This window comes from Micromonospora ferruginea, assembly GCF_013694245.2.
In the GTDB taxonomy this organism is placed as follows: Bacteria; Actinomycetota; Actinomycetes; order Mycobacteriales; family Micromonosporaceae; genus Micromonospora; species Micromonospora robiginosa.
On sequence record NZ_CP059322.2, the window covers coordinates 364,672 to 378,244 of the forward strand.

The 13,573-nt window shown below is 72.0% G+C and carries 14 protein-coding genes and 1 tRNA gene; 7 read left to right on the plus strand and 8 right to left on the minus strand.

Features of this window, described 5'->3' with window-relative positions:
• The first annotated feature begins 44 nt into the window (after positions 1-44).
• From H1D33_RS01830 to H1D33_RS01840, 3 genes are all read left to right on the plus strand, one after another.
• Entirely contained in the window at positions 45-482 is a 438-nt protein-coding gene (locus H1D33_RS01830) for a DUF3052 domain-containing protein (protein ID WP_091572628.1), read from the plus strand.
• Positions 483-492: 10 nt separating this feature from the next.
• The gene (locus tag H1D33_RS01835; protein WP_181569715.1) at positions 493-960 is read left to right on the plus strand and encodes a peroxiredoxin; all 468 of its coding nucleotides are present in this window, start codon (positions 493-495) and stop codon (positions 958-960) included.
• A gap of 79 nt (positions 961-1,039) precedes the next feature.
• Positions 1,040-1,114 (plus strand) — tRNA-Val (locus H1D33_RS01840).
• Between the two features lie 39 nt (positions 1,115-1,153).
• On the opposite strand, the gene H1D33_RS01845 is transcribed toward H1D33_RS01840, so the two are convergent.
• Positions 1,154-2,437 (minus strand): MATE family efflux transporter, encoded by a 1,284-nt coding sequence (locus H1D33_RS01845; RefSeq protein WP_220138723.1) that lies wholly within the window; start codon positions 2,435-2,437, stop codon positions 1,154-1,156.
• Between the two features lie 89 nt (positions 2,438-2,526).
• Entirely contained in the window at positions 2,527-3,519 is a 993-nt protein-coding gene (locus H1D33_RS01850) for a phosphotransferase family protein (RefSeq protein ID WP_181569714.1), read from the minus strand.
• A gap of 131 nt (positions 3,520-3,650) precedes the next feature.
• Here H1D33_RS01850 and H1D33_RS01855 point away from each other — a divergent pair, with 131 nt between their 5' ends.
• A complete protein-coding gene (locus tag H1D33_RS01855; protein ID WP_181569713.1) occupies positions 3,651-4,208 on the plus strand; it encodes a dihydrofolate reductase family protein in 558 nt (185 codons plus the stop codon).
• A 1-nt stretch (position 4,209) separates the two neighbouring features.
• Here H1D33_RS01855 and H1D33_RS01860 read toward each other — a convergent pair whose 3' ends face one another.
• The 3 genes from H1D33_RS01860 to H1D33_RS01870 all read right to left on the minus strand — a co-directional run bounded on the left by H1D33_RS01860 (position 4,210) and on the right by H1D33_RS01870 (position 6,875).
• On the minus strand, positions 4,210-4,698 hold the full coding sequence (locus tag H1D33_RS01860; RefSeq protein ID WP_181569712.1) for an Imm10 family immunity protein: 489 nt from the start codon (positions 4,696-4,698) through the stop codon (positions 4,210-4,212).
• A gap of 44 nt (positions 4,699-4,742) precedes the next feature.
• Positions 4,743-6,296, minus strand: coding sequence for a hypothetical protein (locus H1D33_RS01865; protein ID WP_181569711.1), 1,554 nt, complete (start codon positions 6,294-6,296; stop codon positions 4,743-4,745).
• 93 nt (positions 6,297-6,389) lie between these two features.
• Positions 6,390-6,875: a hypothetical protein gene (locus H1D33_RS01870; protein ID WP_181569710.1), complete on the minus strand. Its 486-nt coding sequence runs from the start codon at positions 6,873-6,875 to the stop codon at positions 6,390-6,392.
• A 57-nt stretch (positions 6,876-6,932) separates the two neighbouring features.
• Between H1D33_RS01870 and H1D33_RS01875 the strand changes: the two genes are divergently transcribed.
• The gene (locus H1D33_RS01875; protein WP_181569709.1) at positions 6,933-7,268 is read left to right on the plus strand and encodes a glyoxalase superfamily protein; all 336 of its coding nucleotides are present in this window, start codon (positions 6,933-6,935) and stop codon (positions 7,266-7,268) included.
• A 12-nt stretch (positions 7,269-7,280) separates the two neighbouring features.
• On the opposite strand, the gene H1D33_RS01880 is transcribed toward H1D33_RS01875, so the two are convergent.
• The 3 genes from H1D33_RS01880 to H1D33_RS01890 are packed head-to-tail and all read right to left on the minus strand — an operon-like array spanning position 7,281 to position 11,167.
• Positions 7,281-8,231: a phosphotransferase enzyme family protein gene (locus tag H1D33_RS01880; protein ID WP_181569708.1), complete on the minus strand. Its 951-nt coding sequence runs from the start codon at positions 8,229-8,231 to the stop codon at positions 7,281-7,283.
• A gap of 52 nt (positions 8,232-8,283) precedes the next feature.
• Positions 8,284-10,131, minus strand: coding sequence for a glycoside hydrolase family 15 protein (locus tag H1D33_RS01885; RefSeq protein WP_181569707.1), 1,848 nt, complete (start codon positions 10,129-10,131; stop codon positions 8,284-8,286).
• A 58-nt stretch (positions 10,132-10,189) separates the two neighbouring features.
• Entirely contained in the window at positions 10,190-11,167 is a 978-nt protein-coding gene (locus H1D33_RS01890) for an NAD(P)/FAD-dependent oxidoreductase (RefSeq protein ID WP_181569706.1), read from the minus strand.
• Between the two features lie 79 nt (positions 11,168-11,246).
• On the opposite strand from H1D33_RS01890, the gene H1D33_RS01895 reads away from it, so the two are divergent.
• Together H1D33_RS01895 and H1D33_RS01900 are read left to right on the plus strand one after the other, a co-directional pair.
• Entirely contained in the window at positions 11,247-11,828 is a 582-nt protein-coding gene (locus tag H1D33_RS01895; RefSeq protein WP_181569705.1) for a helix-turn-helix domain-containing protein, read from the plus strand.
• Between the two features lie 242 nt (positions 11,829-12,070).
• A complete protein-coding gene (locus H1D33_RS01900; protein WP_181569704.1) occupies positions 12,071-13,561 on the plus strand; it encodes an NCS2 family permease in 1,491 nt (496 codons plus the stop codon).
• Positions 13,562-13,573 lie beyond the last annotated feature (12 nt).

Below are 13,573 nucleotides of genomic sequence, written 5' to 3' on the forward strand. Positions count from 1 at the left end.
TCACACGACGCCGGAGCAGGGATGAGACGAGGAGGCACGCGACAGTGAGCGCGACCGCTGGTCAGGCCGCCGACGGGGTACGCAGCCTGGCGGACCGGTTCGGGATCGAGCCGGGCATGGTCGTCATGGAGATGGGCTACGACGACGACGTCGACACCGATCTCCGGGACGCCCTGACCGACCGCTGTGGAGAACTGGTCGACGAGGACACCGACGAGGTGGTCGACGCGGTTCTGGTCTGGCACCGCGACGGCGACGGTGACCTCTTCGAGCTCCTCGTCGACGCCCTCGGGCCGCTGGCGGACAACGGCGTGGTCTGGCTCCTGACGCCGAAGGCCGGCCGGGACGGCCACGTCGAGCCGAGCGAGGTCGCCGAGAGCGCCCAGACCGCCGGGCTCCAGCAGACCTCCACCATCAACGCCGGCCGCGACTGGAGCGGCGCCCGCCTGGTGCTGCGACGCGGCTCCAAGAGCAAGAAGTAGGAGCGCAGGCATGCCGATCGAGGTTGGCGCCGAGGCGCCCGACTTCCTGCTCAAGGACCAGAACAACCAGGAGGTCCGGCTCTCGGACCTGCGCGGTCGCAAGACCGTGCTGCTGGTCTTCTACCCGCTCGCCTTCACCGGCATCTGCCAGGGTGAGCTGTGCGAGGTGCGGGACAACCTCAACGACTACGTCAACGACGACGTCCAGGTGCTGACCGTCAGCGTCGACTCGGTCTACGCCCACAAGATCTGGGCCGACCGGGAGGGCTACCAGTTCCCGCTGCTGGCCGACTTCTGGCCGCACGGCGCGGTGGCCCAGGCGTACGGCGTCTTCAACGACGTCGCCGGCATCGCCAACCGGGGCACCTTCGTCATCGACAAGGCCGGCGTGGTCCGCTTCGCCGAGATGAACATGCCCGGTGAGGCACGCGACCAGCAGGGCTGGCGCAAGGCGCTGGCCGAGGCCGTCGCCGGCTGATCCACCCCTGGACAGGTCGTTCGACCGGGCCGGAGGCGGCAGGTAAGCTTGCCGCTCCGGCCCGCCGTACGGGCGTTCCGGGCGCGTAGCTCAGTGGGAGAGCACTCGCCTTACAAGCGAGGGGTCGCAGGTTCGAAACCTGCCGCGCCCACCACACACCACCCGCGAGAACCGCCGTAGGGGGGATCCCTTTTCAGGGGCGTGGCGGACACGGCGGCAGCGAGGCCCGGCTGCGCTGTCGGGTGTGGCGCACGAGGGCGAGCGCCGCGAGTGCGGACGCGCCTTCCCCGACGGCAATGCTGATCCATGTCCCGGTGACGGTGGTGCCGCTTGCGGCCAGCACGAGGGGGGCCTTGATGAGGACGAGGCTGCCGGCGGAGAGCAGGTATGACGGGGTGGCCCGGCCGAGGGACTGGAAGTAGGCCGAGGTGAGCGGGGTGACTCCGGCGGCGACGGTGCCGAGGGCGATGATGCGCAGCGCGTTCTCCGCGATCGGGGTGACGGCGATGTCGTCGGTGAAGACGGCGACGAGTGGCCCGGCGAGCAGGGTGACGGCCGAAGCGGCGAGCGCGCCGTAGGCGATGGTGGCGCGCAGGGCGAGTGTGCGGGCCCGGTCGACGCGGTCGGTGAGCCCTCGGCCCGCGTTGTAGCCGACAACGGGTTGCAGTCCCTGGCTGATGCCGAGCTGCGGCATGGTCACGAAGGTCTGGACGCGGGCACAGACGGCGTAGGCGGCCAGGGCGGTCGCGCCGGCCGCGGTGGCGGCGAGGACGTTGTTCACCAGCACCGCGAGCAGGGTCGCGCCGAAGCCGGCGAGGAACGACGGGGCTCCGATGCCGATCAGTGCTCGAAGGGTCGGGCCGTGTGGGCGTAAGTCACCGGTGGTGATGCGGTAGGAGCGCTCGCGTTGGGCGAAGAAGAACCACAGGCTCATGGCGGCGGAGACCGCCTGCCCGCCGACGGTGCCGAGCGCCGCGCCACGCACGCCCATGTCCAGGCCGAAGATGAGCAGCGGGTCGAGGGTTATCTGGACCAGGACGGGGATCAGCCAGAGCATGGTGGCGTACCGCAGGCGGCCTTCGGCGCGGACGAGGCTGGAGAAGCCGGTGGAGACAAGCGCCCCGCAGAGCAGCACGACGGTGTAGTCGCGGGTCGCGCCACGGGTGGCGTCCTGCGCGCCGAGGACGGTGAGCAGCGGCTCAAGGGCGAGCAGGCCGGCGACGGTGACGGTGGCGGCGGCCGTCCAGAAGACGGCGAAGGCGTTCCCGGCGGCGCGCGCGGCACCCGCGGTGTCACCGGCGCCGAGGCGCCGCGACACAAGTGACGCACCGCCGGCCCCGACGGTGGTCGACACCGCTCCGAGGATCAGCAGAACGGGGGCGGCGAGGTTGACCGCGGCCATGGCGTCGGTGCCGACGCCACGGGCGACGAACCAGGCGTTGGTCAGGGCATAGATTCCGTAGACGCCGACCGACAAGGTGGTCTGGGAGCAGGTGTGCCACAGCAGCCGCCCGATCGGGCGGCTGCCGAGCGCGCCGGCACCGTCAACCGGACGGGCGGCCGTTCTCAGCGGGCGTCCCTGCCGAACAGCGCCATGACCTCGTGCAGGCGGTCGCGGGCCCAGTCGTACTGACGGGTGTCCGCATGGCCGCGATACCTCGTTTCGATGATCATGATGAGGATCAGATAGAGGGTGTAGAGCATGCGACGTCGTCGCTGGTTGTCACTGAATTCGGGATGGCCGTAGCCGCGGACGAATGCCGAGGGGTCGCCGAAGGCGGGCAGGTCGACAGCGGTGAAGCCGGCTTCGATGAGCGGGTCGCCGTAGAAGGCGCGTTCATGGTCGATGATGCACACGATGCGGCCGTCCCGGACCATGACGTTGCTGTCCCACAGGTCCCACTCGACGAAGCGGGGTTCGGTGACCTCGTCGAGGTAGTCCGCGTGGGCGGTGATGAGGTCGCGGACGAGGCGGTAGTCGTAGCCCAGGTCGACGGCGCGCCGTTCCCCGTCGCGAAGGACGTCACTGATCATCCGATTGAAGCAGGCGCGCCAACTGGGGTCGCCGGGCCCGGCGAGAGGGCCGAACGCCTGACCGCGGATGCTGTTCAGGTCGCGGGTGACCGCCCCCAGTGCCTCGTTGTACGCGTCGAGCGTGCCGGGTGGGAGGGTGTCCTTGACGATGCCGAGGTTGTCCGCGTCGACGTAGGGCATGAAGAAGTAGTCGGCATCGCACAGTTCGTGGCTGCGGTCGGCGTAGTCGACGACGGGCACGGGCACGCCGGTGTTGCTGCGGATGAGTTCCAGCGCGGCGAGTTCGACGGCCATGGCGCCGTGCTCGTAAGTCATGACCTCGACATGCGGCGGAGGCGCGATCTTGAGGACGACCTGTCGCCCGTCCCGCAGCCGGATGCGGTACGCGACGTTGAACCAGCCGTGTCCGAGCTCGCGGACCCAGTCCTGGCTCTGTTCGTGCGGTACCTGGTGGGCACCGTAGGCGCGAGCGATCATCGCGCGCAGCGTGGCGGGTGTCTGCCGGTTCTTGGTGATGCTCTCCATGGGGCCTCACGCATTCGACTCGTCCGAGGTCGGGCTGGCTCACACACTGGATGTGAGAGCGCTTCCAAATCTAGTGAGAGCCGGATGTCATGCGGAACCATCCGAGCCCGATACCGATAGGCTCTCCGGCCATGGGCCTGCTCACCTTCAGCATCAACGTCACTGTGGATGGTTGCGTCGATCACCAGGAGGGGATCGCCGACGACGAGACGCACGCCTTCTTCACCCGTCTCCTGGACGAGAGCGGAGCGATGCTGTGGGGCCGCGTCACCTACGAGATGATGGAGAGCTACTGGCCGGCCGTCGCCCGCGGTGACGTGGAGGCCCCGCCGGCCCTGCGTCGGTGGGCGACCACGCTGGATGCTCAACCCAAGTACGTGGTGTCGGCGACCCGCACGGACTTCCCGTGGGCCAACAGCCACCACCTCACCGGCGATCTCCGCGAGGGCGTGCAGAAGCTCAAGGACGCCACCCCGGACGGGGTCCTGGTCGGGAGCGGCAAGCTCGCGACCGAACTCGACCGGCTGGACCTGATCGACGAGTACAAGCTGCTGGTCCAACCCATGATTGCCGGGCACGGACCGACCCTGTACCAGGGCGGGCTGCCCACCACCCGCCGGCTCGAACTGCTGTCGGCCGAGCCGATGAGCAACGGCGTGCTCTCCGTGCACTACCGCCGCGCCCGCTGACCTAGATCTGCAGGAGCACGGGTCGGGCATTCGTGCGGCCGGACGAGAGAACACGGGCCAGGCCACGCTTGAGTAGCGCAACCTGATCGGCGGTCAGGCTCAGGCCGAAGGAGACATCGGCAGGCAGCGCGAGCGCCGCCGCTGCCTCGCTCGTGAGGCTGAGCCTCAGTCGTGTTCCGGCCACCTCGCATTCGAGGACCCCGCCGTAGTGCGTCGCCTGCCCCGGATCGACCACCAGGCAGTAGGTGTCGCAGCCCAGGGCGATCTCCTGCGGGTCTTCCGCGGCCTCCTCGTCGCACTCCATCAGAGCCAACTGCCAGGACTCCGGATCACCGGTCTCACCGACCGCGATGACATAGACACCGTCGTCGTCCTCGCCCACGTCACGCAGGGTCGAGGGTGCGTACGCATGCGGCGTGTCCATCGCGTCGTCCTCCAGCCGGCGATCCTGCCGTGGATCTTGCCCGTCACCGTACGCGGCCTCCGACATGGGAGCACGCCGCACTCGTTCCGGGCACGTACGGCCGGACCCCGTCAGCCCAGGCCGTACGTGCTCGGGGTGCGCTCGCACGCCCGACGCGGGCAGTGTGCGGCGCGGCCGTCGAGGTAGCGGGCCAGCAGGAAGCGGCCCTCGGTGAGGCTGTCGTTGCCGGAGGCGCCGGCCACCACGATCCGGTCGAACTGCACGGTCCCGCCCAGCCCGGCCGACAGCGCGCCGACCGCCGTGGTGGTCCGCCCGTCGTCGCCGAAGCTCGGGTCGAGGTCGCCGTTGCGCAGGTAGCCGGCGAGCGCGACGGTGGACGGCTGGCCGGCGGCGCCGACGGCCACGATCCGGCCCCGCGGCCGCAGCAGCACCCGCCGGATGACCGAGCCGCCCTCGAACTCGGTGAGCACCTTGCCGGTGCCGTCGCCGAACGTCGGGTCGAGCGTGCCGTCCGGGCGGAACCGCATCAGCCCGAACTCGCCCCGCCCCGTGGCGGTCTGCCCGAGCCCGCCGGCGAGGATGGTGCCGTCGGCGTCGACCGCCACGTCGGTGGCGCCGCCCTGGCCCTGGCTGGGCACGTTCTGCGCGGTGACGATGCCGTCGCCGCCGAAGGTCGGGTCGGGACGCCCGACGGTGGTGAGGCGGACCAGCGCGAACTGCTGGCCGACCACGCCGGGGCCGATCGCCGCGCCGGCCAGCACGATCTTCCCGTCGCGCTGCCGGGTGACCGCGAACGCCGAGGCGTCGCCGCCGGGGATCAGCACCAGCGTGGCACCGCCGTCGCCGAACGTGGGGTCGAGCCGTCCGTCGGTCCGGAACCGGGCTGCCGCGAAGACGGCGTTGCCGTCGGCGTCGGTGGCGCCGCCGGCCACCACGATCTTTTTGTCGGGCTGGACGAGTACGGCGCTGGCGCCGGCGTTGCCGACCGGGCCGATCTGCTGGATCACCCGGCCGGCGGTGCCGAAGCGGGGATCGGGCCGTCCGTCGGGCAGGTAGCGGACCAGCGCGAAGCCGATCTGGTCGCCGGTGCCGAGGCTGGCGGTGCCGGCGGCCACGATCCGGCGCTGCCGGTCCGCCGAGAGGCCCTGGACGCCGCCGCCCTGACCGGGCATCGGGGTGGTGACGCGGCCGGCGGTGCCGAACCGGCGGTCGAGCGTGCCGTCGCAGTGGTAGCGGGTGAGCAGGAAGTCGGCCGATCCGGCGTCGATGTCGCCGCCGCCGGCCACGAGCGAGCCGTCCGGCAGGGTGACGACCGAACTGGCGCCGACCGCCCGGTCGGGAAAGCCGGTGAGCGTCACGCCTCGGGTGCCGAACGTCGGGTCGAGGTCACCCCGGTGCGGCGCGGTCAGCGGGGGCGGCGTCGTCGGGGCGGGAGTACCGGGCCGGGGCAGCAGTCGGGGTTGCCGCAGGGGCACGCGGTCCACCGTCGGGCCCGCTCCGGCGCCCGGTTCCGGGGCGCTGCTCGGTGTTGGGGCGGGCCGGTCCGCGGCGGTTCCGGCCGTCGCCGGGTCGCCGCCGGCAGCGGGCGCGCCGGCGAGTGATCCGGCGAGCAGCAGCGCCAGGCTGAAGGTCTGGAGGTACGGGCGGAACGTGAGCAGCGGCATGGTCAGAAGCTAGTGCCATTCCGCCGCTTTGATGGGTAAACAGTAAATATGTCGCTTTTGTTCCTACTCTCGGCTGACCGTGCGCCGGCACGGTCACGTGAGTGGATCGGCGACCCGAACACCGTGGGTCCGCAGCACCGCTTCCACCCTCTCCCGGGTTTCCGGGTCCGGCCGCCGCCACTGCCAGACCCGTCCGACCATTGTCGCGTTGTTGGGGCCGGGGACGTCCCACGGCCCTCCGTCCGGGAACACGGCGAGCGCGAGTCGCCCGAAGCCCGGGCGGGTCAGCGTGGCCTCGCGGATCTCGGACCACCGGTAGCTGCGGGTGACCGTGCCCCGGTTCCGGACCAGCAGGCCGGTGTCGTCGGCGAGCAGCGCGCCGTCGCGGTGGCGCCACGCGGTGACGACGCTGGCGGCCGTCATCCCGAGGGGCGTGATGAGCGAGCCGATGCTTCTGGGCAGGGTGAACGCGAGCGCGGCGGCCAGGGCGAGCAGCCCGAGCGGGACGAGCACCGCCGGCCACCATCGGGACGCGAACAGCACCACCGGCTCCGCGCCGGACCCCCGTTCCTCCACCATCGACGGTTGGTGCCCACATCGCCGCCGGATGACACACCGGTGCGGCACAATCCCGGCATGACCGAACGACTGGCCCCGATCCTGCGGGTCCGCGACGCGGACGTCGCCGTGGCCTGGTACGCCCGCCTGGGCTTCACCCGGCAGTTCGAGCACCGGTTCGCGCCCGACCTGCCGCGCTACACCGGCATCGCCCGCCCCGGCATGGAGATCCACCTGTCCGAGCACGCCGGCGACGCCACCCCCGGCACGTTGCTCTACCTCTACGTGGACGACGTCGACGCGCTGGCGGCGGCGTGCGGCGGGGTCGAGGTCCGGAGCCAGGACTGGGGGCGGGACTTCGAGGTCACCGACCCGGACGGCAACCGGATCCGGGTCGGCACGGTGCCCGGCTGAGCCCGACCCGTCTCAGGGCGTGTAGCCGGGGTCGGCGACGGTCTCGGCGATGCGGGTGAGCCAGTGGAGGTCGTTGGCCCGGGACTCGGCGCTGGCGCCGGGGTCGAGGACGCCGGCCAGGAACGCGGCGACGTCGTCGAGGTGCCGTTCGGCCCGGTAGTAGCTCAGCACCGTCGGCTCCGGTTCCACCGGCCCGTAGCCCCGGCGGAAGAGCGCGGCGCGGCGCGCGTCGGCCGGGTGGTCGCCGAAGTCCCGGCTCAGCACGAACATCAGGTCCCGCTCGCGCGGCGCGAGAATCGGCGCGTCCCAGTCCACCACGTGCAGCGGGCCGTCGCCGTCGGCGATCAGGTTGCCGGGGTGGACGTCGGCGTGGCAGACGACGTGCGGCGTGCGCGGCACGCGGGCGGCCAGCGCGTCGACCGTCTCCGCCAGCCGGTGCAGCGCGTCGCCGTACCGGTGCCAGAAGGCGCCGAGGGACGCGCTCGCCGCGGCCTGCCCGCCCAGCGTGCGCACCCGCTGCCCGGCGTCCGACCGGTAGGTCTCGGTCGGCAGCACGGCGGCGATCTCGGGACTCGGCGTCACCGCGTGCAGGTGGCCGAGGAAGTCGCCGTACGCGGTCCACTGGCGGTCGGTGAGGCCGCGACTCCAGAGGCTGCCGCCCTCGACGTACGGGTAGAGCAGCAGGTGGTGGTCACCGAACCGGTGCGTCCCACCGACCGGCGCGACGACCTGCCGGACGCCGTGCGCGCGGAGGAAGCCGGGCAGCCGGACGGCGGCCGGGGTGAACGCGCCATGGCGCAGCTTGAGGAACCAGCGCCGGCCGTCGGACGTGTCGACCCGGTAGGCCCAGGCCTGCCCGTCCAGCCCGACCGGCAGGAACGTCAGGCCGGCGACGTCGAGCGCCCAGGCGGCGGCGACCTCGGCGGCCAGGGATCGCTCGTCCACGTCCGGCTTGTCGATCACCGTCGGAGCGTCGCAGGCGGCGGTCCCACGCACAAGGGAGTTTGCCGGTGCCCTACTGGCGGCGGCGGGCGTCGGCCTCGGCGTCCAGCAGGTCGTTGAGCGCCAGCGCCGAATTGATCAGCGACAGGTGGCTGAACGCCTGCGGGTAGTTGCCGATCTGCTCGCCGGTCGCGGCGATCTCCTCGGCGTACAGGCCGAGGTGGTTGCTGAAGGTGAACATCTTCTCGAAGGTGAGCCGGGCGTCGTCCAGGCGGCCGGTGCGGGCCAGCGCCTCGACGTACCAGAAGGTGCACATGTTGAACGTGCCCTCGTGGCCGGGGAGGCCGTCGGGGGAGTGCACCGGGTCGTAGCGGTGCACCAGGCTGTCCGAGACCAGGTCCCGCTCGATCGAGGCCAGCGTGGACGTCCACAGCGGGTCGCTGGGGGTCACGAACCCCACCGACGGCATCGCCAGCAGCGCGGCGTCCAGCACGTTCTCGTCGTACGCCTGCACGAAGCTGCCGCGTTCCCGGTGGTAGCCGCGGGCCATGACCTGGTTGTAGATCCGGTTGCGTTGCTCGACCCAGCAGGACATGTCCCCGGGGCGGCCGGTGCGGGTGGCCAGCCGGATCGCCCGGTCCAGCGCCACCCAGGACATCACCCGGCCGAACGTGTAGTTGCGGGGGTGGTGGCGGCTCTCCCAGATGCCGGCGTCGCGCTGGTCCCAGTTGTGGCAGAGCCAGTCGATCATCCGGACGGTGCTCTTCCACACCTGGTGCGACACCCGGATGCCCTGCTCGTCGGCGAGGTGCATGGCGTAGAGCGCCTCGCCGTGGATGTCGAGCTGGAGTTGGTCGGCGGCGCCGTTGCCGATCCGCACCGGGCGTGAGCCCCGGTAGCCCTCCAGGTGGTCGAGCACCTCCTCGTGCAGGTCGGACGAGCCGTCCACCCGATACATGATCTTCAGTGGGTCCTGGTGGTCGCCGGCCTCGCGGATCCGCTCGTCCAGCCAGTCCATGTAGCGGCTGACCTCCTCGGTGAAGCCGAGGCCGAGCAGCGCGTGCACGGAGAACGACGTGTCGCGGACCCAGGTGTAGCGGTAGTCCCAGTTGCGGGTGCCGCCGACCAGTTCGGGCAGCGCGGCGGTGGGCGCGGCGATCATCGCGCCGGTCGGCGCGTACGTCATCAGCTTCAGCGTGATGGCCGAGCGCTCGACCATCTCCCGCCAGCGGCCGGTGTAGCGGGAGCGTTCGACCCAGCGCCGCCAGTAGTCCCGGGTCCACTCGAACATTCCCTGGACCTCTTCCGGCGGGATGATCCGGGGTTCCGTGCCGGCCGTCTCCAGCACCACGCCGCCGGTGTCGCCCTCGTTCAACGTGCCGTACGCGACCAGGTCGCCGCCGTCCAGGTGGATGTCGCCGCTCTGCGAGATCAGTTGGCGCACCGGGTCGACCGGGTTGAACGTGAGCGTCGCCGACGGGCTGCGGAAGACGTACCCGTTCCGGTGGCGTTCGAGCTGGTGCTGCTGCCGGGCGTAGTCGAACCGGGGCCGGCACTCCACCCGGAAGCGCATGCTGCCCCGGACCATGTTGACCATGCGGACCAGGCGGTGCGCGTCGGTGGCCCGCTCGCCGGTGACCGGCATGAAGTCCATCACCTCGGCGACGCCGTCGGCGCTGATGAACCGGGTGATCAGGATCGGTGTGCCGGGCAGGTAGAGCTGCTTGGTCACGTACCGGACGTCGTGCGGGGCGATGCGGAAGTAGCCGCCCTTCTCCTTGTCCAGCAGGGCGGCGAAGACGCTCGGCGAGTCGAAGCGCGGCGCGCAGAACCAGTCGATCGTGCCGTCGCAGGTCACCAGCGCGGCAGTCTGCAGGTCGCCGATGAGCCCGTGATCCTCGATCGCCGGATAGCTCTCCACGTCGCCCCCCGCGCTCGACTACTCCTGCGCATTCCAACCTAGGGGAAGAATTGTCAGGTTAGGGCTGTTTCGCGTGCTCGGCCGCCGCGCGGTGTGCCTCGACCGCCCGGCGGGTCTCCTCGGCCACCAGGTCCGCGTTGATCATCGCGGCGGCCCGGGCGCCGGCCGCCGCGGCGGCGCCGACCTGCGCCGACAGGTCGGTCACGTTGCCCGCCACCCACACCCCGGGGACATCGGTACGCCCCGTCGGGTCGGCCGGCACGTACTCGCCGGACCCGCTCTCGTGCGGCACCGCGCGCAGGCCCAGCGCCGCCAGGAACCCGGTCCGCGCCACCATCCGGGGCGCGACGGTCAGCACCTCGCGGGCGACCGTCCGGCCGTCGCGCAGGCGTACCCCGGTCAACCGGTCGCCGACGACCTCGACGGCCGCGACCTCGCCCTCGACCACCGGCACGCCGCGCGCGGCGAGCTGCTCGGCCTGCTCGTCGGTGAGCGGCGGCGCGGTGTGGCGGAAATAGACCACGTCGTCGCTCCACTGGCGGAACAGCAGCGCCTGGTGCACCGACAGCGGGCCGCTGCCGACGACCCCGATCGCCCGGTCCCGCACCTCCCACCCGTGGCAGTACGGGCAGTGCACCACGTCCCGGCCCCAGCGTTCCCGCAGCCCGGCGACGTCCGGCAGCTCGTCCACCAGGCCGGTCGCCACCAGTACCCGGCCGGCGCGGACCCGGCGGCCGTCGGCCAGCGCCAGCTCGAACCCCGTCCCGTCGCGGGTGACCGCCTCGACCTGGGCGGCGAGCAGGTCACCGCCGTAGCGACGGACCTCGTCGCGTCCGCGGGCCAGCAGCTCGGCCGGCGGCACGCCGTCGAGGGCGAGCAGCGCGTGCACCCCCTCGGCCGGCGCGTTGCGCGGCGCGCCGCCGTCGATCACCAGCACCGACCGGCGCGACCGGGCCAGCATGAGCGCCCCGCTCAGGCCGGCCGCGCCGCCGCCGATCACCACCACCTCGTAGTCGTCCGTCCGTAGCTCGGTCATCGTGACCACCTCCGCGACCAGCCTGCGACGGCCCCGGGCAGAACCGCAAACATTGTTGCCGTTGTGGCAAACTGGTGGCATGGACGACCTCGACCGGGCCCTCGACGCGGTCGGCCCGCGCCTGCGGGCGCTGCGCCGCGAGCGGGAAACCACGCTCGCCGACCTCTCCGCCGCCACCGGCATCTCGGTCAGCACGCTGTCCCGGCTGGAGTCGGGCGGCCGGCGACCCACCCTCGAACTGCTGCTCCCGCTGGCCAAGGCGCACGGCGTCACGCTGGACGAACTGGTCGGCGCGCCACCCACCGGCGACCCCCGCATCCACCTGCGGCCGGTCGCCGCGTTCGGGATGACCATGCTGCCGCTCACCCGCCGCCCCGGCGGCATCCAGGCCTACAAGCTGATCATCCCGGCCGGCGGCCGGGCCGAGCCCGAACCGAAGACCCACGAGGGGTACGAGTGGGTCTACGTGCTCAACGGGCGGCTGCGGCTGGTGCTGGGCGAGCACGACCTGGTGCTCGCCCCGGGCGAGGCGGCCGAGTTCGACACCCGGGTGCCGCACTGGTTCGGGCGCGCCGACGACGACGGGGTGGAGTTCCTCAGCCTGTTCGGCAGCCAGGGCGAGCGGGCCCACCTGCGCGCCCGGCCCCGCGACCGCGAGTGATCTTGCCCACGCCGCAGGCCTCGCCGCGCTCAGCGGCAGCTCAGGCCGGGTTACCCGACGGTTAGGGTGGGCGTCGCGAAGTCGTCTCCCGGCCACCGGGATGCGGCTTCGTAGTGCTTCACGGTGTCCGTGGAGCCCAGCCGTCCCGACGTTCTCCGGGCCAACCGCAACGGGACGGCTGCACCCCCACCGCCCGTCCGGCGACGACCGGCGGGCCAACCCGGAACGGAGTACGCCACGCCATGCGCGTGTCCACGCAGGATCCTGCTGCCCCGGTGGAGCCGGCGGAACCCGCCCCGCGCGGCCGCCTCGACCGCTACTTCGAGATCACCCGTCGCGGCTCGACCGTGCGGCGCGAGGTGCTCGCCGGAGTCGCCACGTTCGCCACGATGGCCTACATCGTGGTCCTGAACCCCCTGATCATCGGCACCGCGCCGGACGCCGACGGCAACCTGCTCGGCATCGGGCCGGTCGCCGGCGTCACCGCCCTGGTCGCCGCCGTCATGACGATCATGATGGGGGTCGTCGGCCGGGTGCCGTTCGCGGTCGCCACCGGCCTCGGGCTGAACGCGTTCGTCGCGTACGCGGTGGCCTCGCAGATGACCTGGGCCGAGGCCATGGGCCTGGTGGTCGTCGAGGGCCTGATCATCACCGTGCTGGTGCTGACCGGCTTCCGCAAGGCCGTCTTCCGGGCCATCCCGGCCGAGCTGAAGGCCGCCATCGCCGCCGGCATCGGCCTGTTCATCGCCATGATCGGGTTCGTGGACGGCGGCCTGGTCCGGCGGGTGCCGGACGCGGCCGGCACCACGGTCCCGGTGCAGCTCGGCGGCGACGGCACGCTGCGCGGCTGGACCACCGTCGTGTTCCTGGTCGGCCTGCTGGTCACCGGCATCCTGGTGGCCCGCAAGGTCAAGGCCGGCGTGCTGATCGGCATCGTCGTCACCACGGTGGTCGCGGTGATCGTGAACGTGCTTGCCAAGCCCGGTCCGGCGTTCGTCGACGGCAAGCCCAACCCGCAGGGGTGGCGGCTCAACGTGCCGACGCTGCCGGACCCGCTGATCCAGAAGCCCGACCTGCACCTGGTCGGCAACGTGTCGTTCGGCGCGTTCGCCCACGTCGGCGTGATGACCGCGCTGCTGCTGGTGTTCACGCTGGTGCTGGCCGACTTCTTCGACGTCATGGGCACCACGGTCGGCCTGGCCAAGCAGGCGAACCTGGCGACCTCCGACGGCACCGACATGCCCCGCCTGGGCAAGGTGCTCTTCGTCGACGGCGTCGCCGCGGTCGCCGGCGGCGCGGGCAGCGCCTCGTCCGCCACCACGTACGTCGAGTCGTCCTCGGGCATCGCCGACGGCGGCCGGACCGGCCTGACCAGCGTGGTCACCGGCGTGCTCTTCCTCGGCGCGCTGCTGCTCACCCCGCTGGTGTCGCTGGTGCCCAGCGAGGCCGCCGGCCCGGCGCTCGTGGTGGTCGGCGCGCTGATGATCCGCCAGGTCAAGGACATCGACTTCACCGACCTCGGGGTGGCCGTGCCGGCGTTCCTGACCATGACGCTGATGCCGTTCACCTACTCGATCACCAACGGCATCGGCGCCGGCTTCGTGAGCTGGGTGGCGATCCGGGTGGCGCAGGGCCGGGCCCGCCAGATCCACCCGCTGCTCTGGGCGGTCGCGGTGGCGTTCGTGTTCTACTTCGGCATCAACCTGGTCAAGGCGATCACCGGCGTGAGCTGAATCCATCCTCCG